This is a genomic window from Salinadaptatus halalkaliphilus, assembly GCF_006543045.1.
Taxonomy (GTDB): Archaea; Halobacteriota; Halobacteria; order Halobacteriales; family Natrialbaceae; genus Salinadaptatus; species Salinadaptatus halalkaliphilus.
The window spans coordinates 277768-292674 of record NZ_RBZW01000003.1 but is presented as its reverse complement, the minus strand read 5'-3'; the positions used below and the strand labels follow the sequence as shown (position 1 = coordinate 292674).

Below are 14907 nucleotides of genomic sequence, written 5' to 3'. Positions count from 1 at the left end.
CGCCTTACGCCCGGTCGACCGATAGCCGACCGTATGGAAGCCGTAGTCGACGCGACGGGACTCGAGAAAACCTACGGCGAGACGGCCGCGCTGTCGGGAGCCTCGCTGGCCGTCGAGCGTGGTGAGGTGTTCGGACTGATCGGTCCCAACGGCGCCGGGAAAACGACGCTCGTCCGGGCGCTGACCGGAACGACCGACCCCGACGCGGGAACGGCGCAGGTGCTGGGCGAACCTCCGACGGCGATCGACCGGGACCGTCTGGGCGTCCTCCCACAGGACTTTTCGCCGCCGGATCGACTTACTGCGCGGGAACTACTCGCCTACTACGCGGGCCTCTACGCGAACGCACGCGACCCCGAGACGGTACTGGCAGACGTCGGGCTCGCAGACGTCGGCGACACCTGGTACGAGAACCTCTCGGGCGGCCAACAACGCCGGGTCTGTGTCGGCTCGGCGCTGGTCAACGATCCCGACGTCCTCTTTCTGGACGAGCCGACGACGGGGATCGATCCCGCAGGCCGTCGAACCGTCTGGGAACTCGTCGAATCACTCGCCGCCGCCGGCACGACCGTCGTGCTCACCACCCACGATATGGCCGAAGCCGAACGCCTGGCCGACCGCGTCGGCCTGCTCGCGGACGGCTCGTTGATCGCCCACGGACCGACCGAGGATCTCATCGCCGAGTACGGCGGCTCGAGTCGGCTCACGATCGAGACCGACGCCGAGCCCGCTGCCCTCGCGTGTCTTTCGTCCCTGGTCGTCGAGCGCGAGCGCGACCGGGGCCGGTCCGCGGAGCCCGCCCTCGTCGTTCGCGACATCGATCCTGCCGAGATCGGAACTGTCGTCGACGCGCTCGAGGCGAACGGAATCGAGTACACGGGCCTGTCGTGGGCCGAACCCGACCTCGAGGATGTCTACCTCCAACTCGCGGACGAGACCGAGCTCGAGCGGACCGACCGGGCTCGGGACTCGAACGATGGCCCAGCGGACGACGTTGAGCGTTCGCCAGAGACGGAGCCCACACAAACGGGTGGGTCGGCGTGAGTCGCGTCGGTCGCGTCCGCGCGGAGACGGGCGCCGGCTGGCGGTCGTTTGTCCGTCGGCGGACGGCCGTCTTCTTCACCTTCTTTTTCCCCGTGATCCTGATCGCCATCTTCGGCGCGCTCGTCCAGACCGACCCCACCGGCGGCGGTCTCTTCGCGGAGCCGCCAGCGTACTACGTCCCCGGCTATCTGGCGGTTGTCGTCCTCTTTACGCCCCTCTCTCGGATGGGGAGCGAAGTTGCCCGTCATCGTGAGGGGAATCGCTTCGAGAAACTCTCGACGACGCCGCTGACTCGAGGGGAGTGGCTCCTCGCGCAGACGATCGTCAACGCCGTCATCATCGGACTCGCGAGCCTGTTGATTCTTGCACTCGTTATCGTCGTAACCGGTGCCGAGATCAGCTTCTCGCCGTTGCTCGTTCCCTATATTCTCGTCGGTGTCGTCTGCTTCTGTGGGATCGGGGCGATGTTGGGCAGTTACACCGACTCCCAGGACGGGGCCATCGCCGCCAGTAACGCCATCGGCCTCCCGCTGCTCTTTCTCTCCGAGACGTTCGTCTCCCTCGAGCTACTGCCCGACTGGTTCGAACCGCTCGTGAACGTCTCACCGCTCACGTACTTCGCTCGCGGCGTCCGCGCGGCGACCGATCCGGCCGCCACTCCGGCGCCCGTGGCCGGAATCGATCCGGCGCTTGGGAACCTCGCCATCCTCGCCGTCCTCGCTGTCGTCGCCTTCGCGCTCGGCGCGCGGTCGATTCCGCGAACGGATTGAGACGGATTCCTGTACCGATCTACCGGCGCACCCGCGACCCGGGCGGCGGGTGCGCCGGAACTGACGTACAGTAAACCGTATGAGACGGTCCAATCGCTTGCGGGTGCTCGGGCCACGCTCGAGAAGCATCGTCGCGCGGGAACTGACGGCGCGTTTATACCCCCGGAGACCCAATCTCGAGTATGGACATTCTGGTCCCAGTGGACGACTCCGAGCCGGCACGAACGGCACTCGAGCACGCGGTTCGGGAGCATCCCGACGCGTCGATCACGGCGATCCACGTCGTCGATCCGAGCGCCGGCATGTACGGGGAAGGCGGCGTCTACGCCTACGACAGTCTCCTCGAGTCGAAAAAAGAACAAGCAGAGGAATTACTCGAGGATGTCCGCGAGCGTGCAGCCGAGGACGGCGTCGACATCGAGACGGACACGGTCGTCGGTCGCCCCGCTCGAGCGGTCGTCGACTACGCGGTCGAACACGATGCCGATCGGATCGTCATCGGAAGTCACGGCCGGTCCGGTGCCTCGCGGGTCCTGCTGGGCAGCGTCGCCGAGCAGGTCGTCCGGCGAGCACCGGTGCCGGTGACGGTCGCCCGGTAAGTCGGTGCCGGGGTCCGGGAATCGCTACATTGACCTACGACCGACGGAAACCACCAGCAGACATGCCACCGAGAGTCGGCGTCGTTGGCGCCGGGATTTCCGGGCTCACGCTCGTCCGAGCGTTGGCCACTCGAGACGCCGACGTCGTCGCCTTCGACGCCGCCAGCGAACCTGGTGGGGTCATGCGAAGTCGACGCGTCGACGGCCGTCTCCTCGAGTTAGGCCCTCAGCGGCTCCGGCTCTCGCCGACGATCGAATCGCTGGTCGACGATCTCGGTCTCCGCGAGCAGTTACGAGCGGGTGAGGACGACCAGCCGCTGTACGTCTACCACGACGGCTCGCTATCGGTCGTCCCGTTATCGCTTCGCGAGGCCGTGACGACCGATCTGCTCAGTCTTCGCGGCAAGCTTCGGATCCTCAAAGAGCCACTCGCCGACCCGCCTCGAGCGGGTGAAAGCGTCGAGGCGTACCTCACGCGTTCGTTCGGCCGGCAGGCCGCCCGGCGATTCGGCGGTCCCCTCTACAGCGGCCTCTACGGCACCGATCCATCGGATATGCTCGTCGAGTACTCGCTGGGGCGGGCCCTCGAGAACGCGGGGATCGACGGCAGCGTCCTCTGGTGGGCCCTTCGCAAACGTCTGGGGGGCCGGGAGACGCCACCGATCTGTACGTTCGAGGACGGACTCGGCCAGCTTGCCGAGGCGCTCTACGACGCCCACGCCGACGCAATTTCGCTCGAGACGGCCGTCGAGTCGGTTCACGAACGGGACGAGCAGTTCGAACTGGTCACCGAGAGTGGCACCGAACGCGTCGACGAGGTCGTCGTGACCACGCCCGCCCCAACCGCCGCAGACTTGCTCGAGCCAGTCGACGAGGGACTCTCGGCGACGCTCGAGCGATTTTCGTACAACCCGATCGGCATGGTCTATCTCGAGTCCGACTTCGACGGCGAGGGAATCGGCGCGCTCGTCCCCTCGGGATCGGATGTCCGAATCAGCGGCAGCACCTGGAACGCGAGCTTCCTCGACCGGGACCGGCTCTTTACTTGCTACGTCGATCCCGGCAGCGATCCCAACATGCTCGAGCGCTCCGACGAGAGCCTGGGCGAGCTCGCAGCGACCGAGTTCGAACGGCTCACCGGCGCTCGGGCGACCCCGATCCACGTCCACCGCTGGGAGCCTGGAATGCCGGCCTATGACCGCTCCTTTACCGCCATGGACGACCTCGAGCCCCCCGCCGGTATCCACCTCTGTGCGAACTACGTCGGCCGTCCGGGGATCCCCGGGCGCATTCGCAACGCGACGCAACTGGCGGCGACGCTGGCTGAGAAGTGACACCGCACTCGTCGCCACGAACCCGATCGGTGCGAGCCGAACTGGTTCGTCCGTATTCACACTCGAGCGTCGGTATCGCGTCCGCTCGCACTTCGGGTCCGAAGTGCATATACCGGCGCTCTCCTAACGCCCGCACATGCACACCGGAATCGTCCTGTTGAACTTCGGCGAGCCCGCATCGCCCGAGCCCGACGTGGTACAGGAGTACCTCACCCGCATCTTCTTCGACAACGCGGATCTCGAGGAGGCCGACTCCGAGGAGGCCGCCTGGGAACGCTCTCGGGAGCTGGCCGAGCGGCGACTTCCCAGTCTGCTCGAGGAGTACGAGGAAATCGGCGGCTCGCCGCTGCAAGCCCAGGCGAGCGCCCAGGCCGACGCGCTCGCCGCCCGCCTCGAGGAGCGCAGCCACGATGTCAGCGTCTACCACGCGATGCAGTTCATGGAGCCGCTGATCCCAGACATGGCCGAGACGCTGGCAGCGGACGGGATCGAGTCGGTCGTCGCCGTTCCGATCTACCCACTGTGTGGTCCCTCGACGACCGTCTCGGCGATCGACAACCTCGAGGACGCCATCGACGACGCCGACGGTTACGATCCCGACTTCGCCGCGGTCACGGGCTGGCACCGCGTGCCGGCCTACAACCGACTTCGCGCCGAAGGGATCCGAGACTACGTCGACGAGGAGGGTCTCGACCTGACCGATCCCGACACCGCGTTCGTCTTTTCGGCCCATGGCACGCCCACAAAGTATCTCGAGGAGGGCAGTCGCTACGACCAGTACGTCGAGGAACACGCCGAAACCATCGCTAGCATGCTCGGCATCGACGAGTACGAACTCGGCTACCAGAATCATGCCAACCGCGGTATCGACTGGACCGAACCCGACACCGAAGATGTCGTCGAGGGACTGGCGGGCGAGGCCGACCGCGTCGTCGTCGAGCCGATGAGCTTCATGCACGAACAGTCGGAAACGCTCGTCGAACTCGACGTCGACCTCCGGGAAGACGCCACAGATGTCGGCCTCGAGCTCTATCGGGTCCCCGTCCCCCACGACGACGACCGGTTCCCGACGCTGCTTGCAGATGTCCTCGAGCCGTTTCTCTCGGGCTTCGAGCCATCGTACTACCAGCTTCGGCAGTGTCAGTGTCGCGATGAGCCGGGGACGTACTGTTTCAACGCCGGACTGGCGCCGCAGTAGCATGGACGACGGGTCTTACGATGGGTCAGTATCGTGTCGGTGTCCGACCGAGACGACTCTCGCGGAGAGATCAAAATAGGCACCCGAAGCGTAATATATTTCGCCACCGTTACTCCAGACGATGGCCGAGGACGAATCCACGGACGTCGACGAGCGAGTGGTGGCCGAGTGGATCGAGGAGACTACGCCGTTCGAACGCGTCCGAGAAACCGTAAAGCGGACGTACGAACCCCAGTCCGTCAGTGAACTCGCCGAGCGGTCCCGAACCAGTGAGAACACGACACGAAAGCACCTTCGTCACCTCGCAGCGGACGGATTCGTCGTCGAAACCGCCTCCCCCGACTCGAGGGGAGCGTGTTACAAACGCTCCAACGAATCGCTTGTCCTCGAACAGGCAAATCGTATCCGGTCAGAGGTCGATGCTGCCACACTGGCTACACGGGTCGCCGAGATGCAACAGACGGTTCGAACGTACCGCGACGAGTACGACGCCGAGTCGCCGGAAGACGCTGTCCTCTCTGAGACCGCAATCGACGGTGAAACGTTGCAAGCGTGGCAAACGACACGGCGTAACCTGCACTTCGCCAGGGTCGCGCTGGCGGTGAGCAACGCCGAGCAAGACCTGCACGCATCACAGGTGCCGTAGATGGAAGCGCCGGAAGACGACACGGGCGAGCCGTCTCACTCGCTCCGTGGACCGATTGACGGCCCGTCGCTCTACGATTTTCGAGCGACGTTCGAGCGGTTGGAGCCGATGGCGACGGGCGAACTGGACGACCCGGTGGATCCGACCGAGTTGACGCTGCAGCTGGCCGATGGTATCGGTTCGGCGAGTTCCGCACGACTGGACGTCAGCTGGACCACCGTCGACGACTACAATGTCCACTATACCGATTCTCAGGATCGAAACTGTCGCTGGGATGTGCATCCACACGACTTCCCCCGCCCGGCGACGGACCACCATTTCCATCCACCACCGAGGGCATCGAACACCCCCGACGACGTCGCGCCGTCGTGCATCGCCGTCTCCGAAGTCGTTCTCGTCGCTCGAGCGGTCCACGCCTGCTGGCGACTGGCATACGACGACGGCGAACTCGAGGCGATCAACGCGGTAGAAAACCCGCCGTAAGCGATCCAGTTAGTTGTGATACGCCGTCGAACGGGCGAATTGCGACTGCATCAAGCGTCCGTTTTCGCCGCCTCGAAGAACGCCGCGACGTTCTCGACGGGCGTGTTGCGATCGACGCCGTGGCCGAGGTTCAGGATGTGGCCGGCCTCGCCCGCGGCCTCGACGACCTCGAGCGTGCGCTCTCGGACCGTCTCGGGATTGCCGTACAGCAGCGCCGGGTCGAGGTTGCCCTGAATCGCCACGTCGCCCAGTTCCGTCCGGGCCGTCTCTACGTCGACCGTCCAGTCCAGTGCGACGACGTCGGCCCCGCTGTCGGCGAGCAACTCGAGGTTGCCGCTCATATTGCGCGCGAAGATGATCGTGGGGACATCGATCGCCGCGAGGATCTCCTGGTGCAACGGCAGCAGGAACTCGCGGTAATCCGCCGGCGAGAGGAGGCCGGCGTAGGTATCGAACAGCTGAATCGCGTCGGCGCCGGCCTCGACCTGATAGGTGACGTACTCGAGGAGTACGTCGGTGAAGGCCTGCAGGAGCCGTTCGAAGGCCTCGGGGTATTCGGCCCGAAGCCGACGAACCGCCATAAACGAGCGCGAGGGCGTCCCTTCACAGGCGTAGGCCGACAGGGTAAACGGGCCGCCGGCGAAACCAAGCACGGCCGCGTCCGAGCCGAGTTCGGCCGAGAGGCGCTCGAGCAGCTCGCCCACGTACCATAGTTCCTCGCGGACGTCGCCGCGCTCGCGGTAGGTGTCGTCCGGCGAGTCGACGGGGTTCTCGACGACCGGGCCGACGCCGGACTCGAGGTGGTAGGCAAAATCCAGCGGCTCGAGCACGGTGAGAATATCGGAGTACATGACGACGCCGTCGGGTTGGAACCGCTCGAAGGGCTGTAGCGAGATTTCGGCCGCGATCTCGGGCGTCGAGATGGCCTCGAGAAACGTGTAGTCCTCCCGGAGTTCGCGATACTCCGGCAGGTAGCGCCCGGCCTGGCGCATCATCCACACCGGCGGGCGTTCGGTCCGGTCGCCCCGGGCCGCTTTCCGAAAGAGTTCCTTCATAGCGATTCGTTCGCGTGGCAGGTGCCTAATAGTTGTGAAACTGTCGGCATCGTCGACGGCCAACGCTCCCGTAATCGTCGCCGCTCGAGGGTCTCGTGTGGATGGCTTCCCCGTCGTATGATGGGTGCCGGCGGCGACGAGCGGTCCCCCGTCTCGACATCGCTATCGGGTTTCGGCCGTGAGCCGCGGGGCTGTTGAAAGTGGCATATTCATCATGACGATTTATGCATGTGGGACGGGAACATACACCTATGAAGAGACAGAAAGCCATCCCCGATCCCGACCGCAAGGAGGAGTCGGTCGGCTTACTCCAGACGCTCAAGCGGCGGCTCGGACGCGAGTGACCACTCGACTGCGGTCCCCACTTCGCGGTTGGCTCTCGTAGCCACTACACGTCACTGCAGCGCTGATCGCACGGAACCGGCCGCCAGAGCCAGTTGCATGAGTTATAAGTCAGCACGAGTACGGTGTCCCCGTATGTCAGTCCCCGACGCTGCGGCGACGGCCGAGGCCGTCGTCGAGGAAGTCCGCTCTGCCGTCGTCGCCGACGAAACCGTCCTCGAGGAGATCACTGCCGCCCTCCTCGCTCGCGGTCACGTCTTACTCGAGGACGTTCCCGGCACCGGCAAGACCCTGACCGCCCGCTCGCTCGCGACCGCACTCGGGCTCGAGTTTTCTCGCATCCAATTTACGCCCGACCTGATGCCCTCCGACGTGACGGGATCGTACGTCTTCGAGGAGGAACACGGCGAGTTTCACTTCACGCCCGGGCCCGTCTTCGGCAACGTCGTGCTGGCCGACGAGATCAATCGCGCGCCGCCGAAAACCCAATCGGCCCTGCTCGAGGCGATGGCGGAGGATCAGGTCACCGTCGACGGCGAGACCCACGAGCTACCCGATCCTTTCCTGGTCATCGCGACGCAGAATCCCGTCGAACAGGAAGGAACCTTCGAACTCCCCGAGGCCCAGCGAGACCGATTCATGATCAAGACATCGCTCGGCTATCCCGACGGCGACGGTACCCGAGAACTGATCGACCGACGGGCCGACCGCGACCGGCCGGATCCGACCGTCGGCCCCGTCGTCGACCGCGAGCGGGTCCTCGAGCTACAGGCCGTGCCCGAGAAAACCACCGTCGAGGAGCCGATCAGAGACTACATCGCCGATCTCTGTCGGGCGACGCGAACCGACGGCCGCGTCGACGTCGGCGTCTCGCCTCGGGGCGTCCAGCGGCTGTTCGAAGTGAGCCGCGCTCGAGCCACCCTCGACGGGCGGGAGTACGTCGTTCCCGACGACATCCAGCGGATCGCCGCCCCTTCGCTCGCACACCGACTCGTGTTGACCCCCGAAGCCAGCGTCGAGGGCATCTCTCGGCGAGCCGTGATCGACGATGTCCTCGAGTCGGTCGAGGTCCCGGCGATGGATCCCGCGTCCGCGCCGTAGGCGTTAGTCCGGCCGGCTCGAGGACGAGTCGTCACTCCTGAGTGAGCAGCCAGGCCGCGACGACGACCGCACAGAGTCCGAGGACGACGCCCGCGGTCGAGGGGACCGACAGCGTCGGCGCCACGACCGTCGCGAGGACCACACCGAAAATCGCGATCGGGACGGCAAGCGCTGCGACGACGCCACTCCAGCCGATTCGAACCAGTTGGGGACGCCGGGAAACGCCGCCGCGACCGACCTCCCGACCGAGAGCGCGACCGTACCGACCGACATCGAACGCAAACAGCGCCGCTGCCAGGGCAACGAACGGACCCAACCCGCCCCGAGCGGCCTCGAGGCCGCCATCGCCGATGTCGACCGTCGCGGCGACGACGACGCTCCCGGCCGCGAGTGCGATGGGGGCGAGAACGGTCGTCTCGAGTGGCTGTGTCGATCGACGTTCTTCGGCGTAGATCCAGACGAGAAAGCCGCCGATGCCGAGGACGACGGCAGTCGCGCCGAACAGCGCGCCGACGAGGCCGGCCGAGAGGCTGGCACCGCCGGCAACGAATTCACTCGTGAGGGCACCGCTACCGACGAGTATCGCCGAGCAAGCCACGCCACAGCCTGCTCCGGCGAGGACCGGAACGACGGCGTTCTCACGCCCCTCGGTCTGTGACCACGAGACGTGGACGATCGCACTGGCGAGGGTGACGACGACGCCACCGACCGTCAGCGCGACGAGGGTGGCGCGCACGAGCGCACTACCGGTAAGCCAGCTCTCGAGGAACGCAAGCGGCGGGACGAGTCGGGTGAGCACCGCAAGCATCGCAAGCACTACGAGCGCGGCGGCCGTCCCGATGGCGAGCCACCACGCGAGTGCGTTTCGGCTCCTGACGTACGCCAACCGTCGCTTCGGTGCGGTGAGCATCGCCGGCGGAACGGCAACGACGCCCGCGACGACGGCACTGCCGGCGACGACGAGCGTCAGGACGAGGCCGAACAATTCCGAACCAGGTAGCCACAGTACCATCGACGCTGCCGATCCGAGACCGTCGAACGCGTCGATCCCGAGTGCGACCAGCGCGACGCCGCTGGCGACGAGGGACGCGCCCAGGGACGCCGACCCCGCTCGCTCGAGGAGCCACGAGGACGGATGGCCACCGAGGACGAAACCGGTTGTAGTGCCGACGACGACGCCGACGATCGCGAGCGCGACACCCGCGAGATCGGCCAGCGCGCCGATAGAACCCACTGCAACGAGGACGACAACGGGGAGGACTGCTGCCGTGAGGGCGACTCGTCGGTGCGATCCGCTGAACCCGTGCGCCGTGACGGCGATAGCGAGCCCACAGAACGCCCCCAGGACGGTCACCGGCCGAGAGATCGCCAGCGCGATCGTACCGAATGCGGCGGCGAGCGCGACCGCCCACGCCGTCGTCGACGGCAGCCGCGTTTCGACGGCGCTCATCGGTATCGTCCCTCCCCGAGTGCGTCTCGCAGCAACAACCCGAGCGATCGCTCGCGCTCCCAGTCGACGACGCGGGCCCCGGTCGCTCGAGCCCGTGCGAGACGCGTTCGTCGCTCCATGGCTCGAAGCCGAGTGGGGACATCGTCGGAATCGGTAACGTCGGGCGAGACGACGCGGACGGTGTAGCCGCGGCTCCGTAACCGTTTCGTCAGCTCGAGGGGCTCGTCGTCGACGAACGAGGAAAACAGGTAGATCTGCGCCTCGCCGGGGAGTCGTTGCGGAACGTCTTCGATCGGCTCGTCCGATCGCAGATCGCCTCTCGAGCGAGGTGTGCTAACGGAACTCGCGATATCGGTGAGCAGCGACGCCGCTTCCTGGCGCGTTACGGGATCGGTTCCCGGCGAGACGGCATCGACGTGGCCGTCGTGAATCGCCGTTACGCCCGTCGGATGGCCAGCCGCGATCAGCGCCTCGAGCGTCCGCCTGGCAGCCGTCGCCGACAGCTCGATCGCCGGCGGCGCAGTCGCCGTCGCCCCCGTAAACTGACTGGGGCGGGCGTCGACCAGACAGACGATCCGGGTCGAGCGCTCGGCGCGGAACTCGACGGTCGCCAGCTCGCGACTGGCGGCGTACCGTCGCCAGTCGATCGAACCGACGGGATCACCCGGTTCGTAGTCGCGCACGGAATAGAATTCGACGCCGGTACCGCCCTCGTCGGTCGGCACGTCGCCGGCGTAGTCGTTTGTTCCCTCGCCCACGGAAACGTCCTCGACGACCGGCGAGCAGCGAATCACATCCTCGCCAGTCACCCCGGTCGTCCACGTCTCGGCGACGGTCCCCGTGAGATCCCGCGCTCGAACCGTCACGTCGTCGAACGCGAACTTACCGCGTCGACACACGAGCGTGTACTCGATCGTCGTCCGATCGAGGGGCTCAAGGGTGACACAGGTTCGGGGCGAGCCGTCTTCGACCGCCAACCCGTCGGGAACGCCGTCGATCGCGCGAAGATCCACGACCGTCTCGGCCCCGTCGTTCTGGATCGTCGTCCGAACGGTGAGGGCGTCGCCCGGATCGGCGGTGACGATCCCGGATTCGTCCGCGGTGATGTCGGTCGTGTCGGGTGGTTCGGTGTCGTTCCCCGCGGCGACGGCACCGCCGTCGGTTACGGCGCGGTCCTCGTCGACGACGACCTCGCGGTGGACGCGGATCATCGCCGACTGCCGGCCCCCGAAGACGGACGCCGCGACGTACCACAGTGGCATCGTCGCCGCCGCGACGAGCAACTGGCTCCCGAGAACGATACCAGCGCCGGCAAGCGCCAGCGATGCGGTGATCGCCCAGGCGGTATCCTCGAGTCGCTCGACCGTTCGATCGGTCATCGGCTCACCTCCGTCTTCCTCGATTCGACCGATACAGACAGACTGTCGGACTCGAGCGGTCCGTTCCGTTCGCCGGTCTCGAGCGCTTCGACCGCCGCGAGCGTGCGCCGAACGCGACGCTCGTAAGCCCGGCCGGGGTCGACGGCGCCGCGCCACCGCTCCGCGGGTGGCTGGCGCTCGCCCGTCGCGAGAAACGCGGCTGCGACCGGATCGTCGGTCCAGGTGCCGGTTCGGGCGGCCTCGGCAGCCGCCTCGCGCTCGAGGCCGTAAGTGGTGGTGAGGATCCGAACCGTGCCGTCGACGAGTCGCCGACGGATGTCGGCGGCGGCCTCGTTCGTCTGACACCGATATCGTTGGGAGCCGGCGTTGTCGAGGTCCCAGTCGATCTCGCGGCCGACGCGGTGATCGGTCACGGTGACGGCATCTTCGGGCGGTGTTCCCTCGACCAGCGGCGATGTCTCGGCTCGGCCGTGCGTGGCGAGCAAGAGCCACCCCGCGCTCAGAACGAGTATCGCGCCGATCACCGGGAGCAACAGCGCGAGCGGATAGAGGGTGGCGACGAGCGCGTCGGCGGTCGGAAGAAACCCGCCGATGACGATGGTTGCGACCGCGAGGACGACGCCACCGAGCACGAGCACCGTCCCGATCCGATTCGGGTTGGTCTGGGCGCGGTCGCCGCGAGGACTCGAACCCGTCGGCCGACTCATTGTGATCCCTCCTCGTCCGAATCGTGATTCTGGAGTTCCGCCGCGGTCTCGCGTGCCGTCCTGACTCGCTCGGGTGAGGGCTCCCGGCCGCCGTACTCGACGTCCCGAAAGAGCGCGAGCAACGTTCGCACGCTGTCGGCCGGAAATCCAGCCGCGAGCGCACGACGGGCGACGGTCCCCGGCGTCGCCGTCTCGCGGTCGTCGACCTCGAGGCGGTCGAGGAACGCGTGCCAGGCGGCACGAATTTCGGCCCGCGGCCGTCGCGGCTCGAGGGGTTCCGCCGCCAGCGCCGGACCGCCGACGCCGGCCGACGGTTCCTCGTCGTCCCGGTCGTCGTCGTCGCCGAACACGGTGTCCAGCGGCGAGTTCTCGAGGAGCGAGCCGCGAGTACGACCGGACGAGCCGCGGATCGATCCGATCGAGGGCAGGCTCGTGAGCGTCCTGTTGAGTGCGAATACCGAACTGCCGATCGACGACAGTCCGAGCCCCGGCCCCGACTGCGGGACCGAGAGCCGTGGCAGTGACGGGAACCGGACCGCAGAGAGGCTCTCGAGCAGGCCAGCGAGTGCCCTCGGCAAGAGACCGACCGCTCGCGCCAGGCCGCCGAGCGCGTCCGCCAGTCCGACGAACAGCTCGTCGAGGGCGCCCCCGCGACGCTTTTCGCGGGCGGCGACCAGCCGGAGGTACGTGATCAGGCCCCCGATGACGAACCCCGGTACGAGAACGGCGAGAATCGCCAGCCGCTGGTAGAGGTTACCGGCGGTCGCGGTCGTCGTCTCCTCGCCGACCGTCCCGGTGGCAGTCGCCTCGTTCTCGAGTGGCAGCCAGACCGAGGCCCGGCCGTCGCTACCGGTCGTGGCGCTCGAGCCGTCCTCGAGCTCGACGGTCGCGCCCTCGATCGGCGCCCCGTCGGCCGACACCTGCACTGGCGCGGGGAAGCCGGGGAAGAGTGCGGGCGAGGTGAACGCGACTTCGGGCTGAGCGACGTCGACGGTATCTGCTCCCTCGACTGGGCCGCGTTCGACCTCGAGCTCGGCCGGACCCGCGGAGTCGGGGAGCACCACGGTTCCGTGGCCGTCTTCGTCGGTCGTGTTGACGGCCTCACCGTCGAGACGGACCGTCGCGTTCTCGACCGGCGTCTCTCCGACGGCGGCCGAGATCTCGTAGGGCTGGGTCGGTGCCGCGCCGTCGTGGTGGGTGATCGTCGCGTTCGTCTCGACGTCGACCGTCCGTGAAGTGTTCTCGCCCGCGATGTCGACGGTCATCTCCTCGGTGTAGGGCACGGTGACGTCGAGTCGCCCCCAGTCAGTTTGGCCGACACGCTCGCCGTCGACGTCGATCTCGCGCTCGTTGAACGGCGTCGCCGAGTCGATATCGACCGTCACCTCGTTGCCCGCCTCGAGGTCGCCGTTGATCTCGATCGTGTGGTGGGGTTCGTCGTCACCGTCGTCTGGGTCGTCCACAGCGCGGTCGTCGACCGGTTCCGTCTCGAACTCGGGCGTCGCGTCGATCGAGTCCCACTCACCCGCCGTCGGTTCGCCGCCGCCCGGTGTGTCGAGACGCGGATCCGCTGCGGGAAGCGCGCTGGCGACGGCGATCAAACAGACGACACACGCGAGGACGAACAGGAGCCGCCGCGTGGCGGTCACCGTCCCCCCTCCATATCGGTCGCGATCTCCTGGAGCCGTGCGATTCGACGCTCGAGTGGCGGATGCGTCGCCGTATTCGTCGTCGCCGATTGCTCGGCCGTCGTCGGCGTCTCGCCCTCGAGCCAGGCTGTCACGCGTTCGCGCCGCCTGACGGCCTCGCTCGGGGCCGCGGGCGTCGGCACCGAGGTCGCCGCTGTCCCGGAAACCGGCTCTATCGGGGCGACACAGAGCGCTCGAATCTTGGCCGTCCGCAGATCCGTCGCCGGCGTCGGCTCCTCGGCGACTGCAAGCAGCGCCGTCGCGAGCGCGAGTGGGTTGCCCGTCATCTCGGCGGCGCCAGCGTCGGCGGCGAACTCCCGGGCGTGGGAGAGCGTTCGGGTCGACCAGTCGGCGATCGTCGGGAACACCCACAGGATCGGTGCGACGAAGACGTAGGTCAACGCGACCAGCGGCAGGAACCACTGGACGGCGACCGTCCCTTCCGTCGACAGTTCGCCGGGGTCAAACAGCGCGCGCCGAGCGAGTCTCGCGGCGTGATAGGCCCGATCCGCGATCTCGAGAAACAGCGTCGTGACCGTCATCAGCGTCACGTCCCGGTTTTTCACGTGGGCGAGTTCGTGAGCGAGAACGGCCTCGAGTTCGTCGGCGTCGAGCGACTCGACGAGGCCAGTCGTGACGACGATGGTGGCGTCGGTGAGTCGGCCGACCGTGTAACAGGTGGCCACGTCGTCCTCGACCACACGGACGTCGGGTTCGGGGACGTTGGCGGTCATCGACAGCCGGCGAACGATTCGAGCGACGGCGTGTTCGGCCTCGCCGTCGCCGCCGTGGGTCGCCGCCAGCACGCGCCGATAGCCGTAGTACGCCTGGGCGACGAGAAAGCCGGCGACGACGACCGCGACCGTCGGCCAGGAGACTGGCAGTTGGAGGAAGTCGTAGGGTAGCGTCCCGTGGCGCGCGAGGACGATTACGCCGGCGACCAGACCCGGCACCAACGTCCCGTAGGCCCACAGCAACGCGATCACGAAGAGGGCGTTGACGGCGACGAAAACGCCGAGGACGGCTCCGATTCGGAGGTGGAGGCTCATGGAGGGCGTCGCCCAGACATCACTAGTCGACAACCAAAAATTTTCCGTGACCGTCGCTCGTA

At 67.1% G+C, this 14907-nt stretch carries 14 protein-coding genes; 8 read left to right on the top strand and 6 right to left on the bottom strand.

What is annotated here, in order from left to right; translation table 11 throughout:
* Positions 1-33: 33 nt before the first annotated feature.
* The 7 genes from D8Y22_RS01520 to D8Y22_RS01490 all read left to right on the top strand — a co-directional run bounded on the left by D8Y22_RS01520 (position 34) and on the right by D8Y22_RS01490 (position 6074).
* On the top strand, positions 34-1044 hold the full coding sequence (locus tag D8Y22_RS01520) for an ABC transporter ATP-binding protein (RefSeq protein ID WP_141462798.1): 1011 nt from the start codon (positions 34-36) through the stop codon (positions 1042-1044).
* Positions 1041-1814 (top strand): ABC transporter permease, encoded by a 774-nt coding sequence (locus D8Y22_RS01515; protein ID WP_141462797.1) that lies wholly within the window; start codon positions 1041-1043, stop codon positions 1812-1814. The genes D8Y22_RS01520 and D8Y22_RS01515 overlap by 4 nt, the downstream gene beginning before the upstream one ends.
* A 182-nt stretch (positions 1815-1996) precedes the next feature.
* On the top strand, positions 1997-2413 hold the full coding sequence (locus tag D8Y22_RS01510) for a universal stress protein (RefSeq protein WP_141462795.1): 417 nt from the start codon (positions 1997-1999) through the stop codon (positions 2411-2413).
* A 62-nt stretch (positions 2414-2475) separates the two neighbouring features.
* Entirely contained in the window at positions 2476-3747 is a 1272-nt protein-coding gene (hemG, locus tag D8Y22_RS01505) for a protoporphyrinogen oxidase (RefSeq protein ID WP_141462794.1), read from the top strand.
* Between the two features lie 136 nt (positions 3748-3883).
* Positions 3884-4945 carry a ferrochelatase gene (hemH, locus tag D8Y22_RS01500; protein ID WP_141462793.1) on the top strand — a complete coding sequence of 354 codons (1062 nt, stop codon included), beginning with the start codon at positions 3884-3886 and terminating at the stop codon, positions 4943-4945.
* Positions 4946-5066: 121 nt separating this feature from the next.
* Positions 5067-5591, top strand: a complete 525-nt coding sequence (locus D8Y22_RS01495) for a DUF7342 family protein (RefSeq protein WP_141462791.1) — start codon at positions 5067-5069, stop codon at positions 5589-5591.
* Positions 5592-6074 carry a hypothetical protein gene (locus D8Y22_RS01490; protein ID WP_141462790.1) on the top strand — a complete coding sequence of 161 codons (483 nt, stop codon included), beginning with the start codon at positions 5592-5594 and terminating at the stop codon, positions 6072-6074.
* A 50-nt stretch (positions 6075-6124) separates the two neighbouring features.
* Here D8Y22_RS01490 and hemE read toward each other — a convergent pair whose 3' ends face one another.
* On the bottom strand, positions 6125-7129 hold the full coding sequence (hemE, locus tag D8Y22_RS01485; RefSeq protein ID WP_141462788.1) for a uroporphyrinogen decarboxylase: 1005 nt from the start codon (positions 7127-7129) through the stop codon (positions 6125-6127).
* 477 nt (positions 7130-7606) lie between these two features.
* Between hemE and D8Y22_RS01480 the strand changes: the two genes are divergently transcribed.
* Entirely contained in the window at positions 7607-8572 is a 966-nt protein-coding gene (locus D8Y22_RS01480; protein ID WP_141462785.1) for an AAA family ATPase, read from the top strand.
* Between the two features lie 31 nt (positions 8573-8603).
* Here the strand turns inward: D8Y22_RS01480 and D8Y22_RS01475 are convergent, their stop codons facing one another.
* From D8Y22_RS01475 to D8Y22_RS01455, 5 genes are read right to left on the bottom strand one after another with little or no spacing between them, the layout of a single operon-like run.
* Positions 8604-10022, bottom strand: a complete 1419-nt coding sequence (locus D8Y22_RS01475; RefSeq protein ID WP_141462783.1) for a hypothetical protein — start codon at positions 10020-10022, stop codon at positions 8604-8606.
* Entirely contained in the window at positions 10019-11401 is a 1383-nt protein-coding gene (locus D8Y22_RS01470; RefSeq protein WP_141462781.1) for a DUF58 domain-containing protein, read from the bottom strand. Before D8Y22_RS01470 ends, D8Y22_RS01475 begins: the two co-directional genes overlap by 4 nt.
* A complete protein-coding gene (locus tag D8Y22_RS01465; RefSeq protein WP_174811719.1) occupies positions 11398-12108 on the bottom strand; it encodes a DUF7269 family protein in 711 nt (236 codons plus the stop codon). The genes D8Y22_RS01470 and D8Y22_RS01465 overlap by 4 nt, the downstream gene beginning before the upstream one ends.
* Positions 12105-13757 carry a DUF4129 domain-containing protein gene (locus D8Y22_RS01460; protein ID WP_141462780.1) on the bottom strand — a complete coding sequence of 551 codons (1653 nt, stop codon included), beginning with the start codon at positions 13755-13757 and terminating at the stop codon, positions 12105-12107. Before D8Y22_RS01460 ends, D8Y22_RS01465 begins: the two co-directional genes overlap by 4 nt.
* Positions 13754-14845 (bottom strand): M48 family metalloprotease, encoded by a 1092-nt coding sequence (locus D8Y22_RS01455; RefSeq protein ID WP_141462778.1) that lies wholly within the window; start codon positions 14843-14845, stop codon positions 13754-13756. Before D8Y22_RS01455 ends, D8Y22_RS01460 begins: the two co-directional genes overlap by 4 nt.
* Positions 14846-14907: the final 62 nt, after the last annotated feature.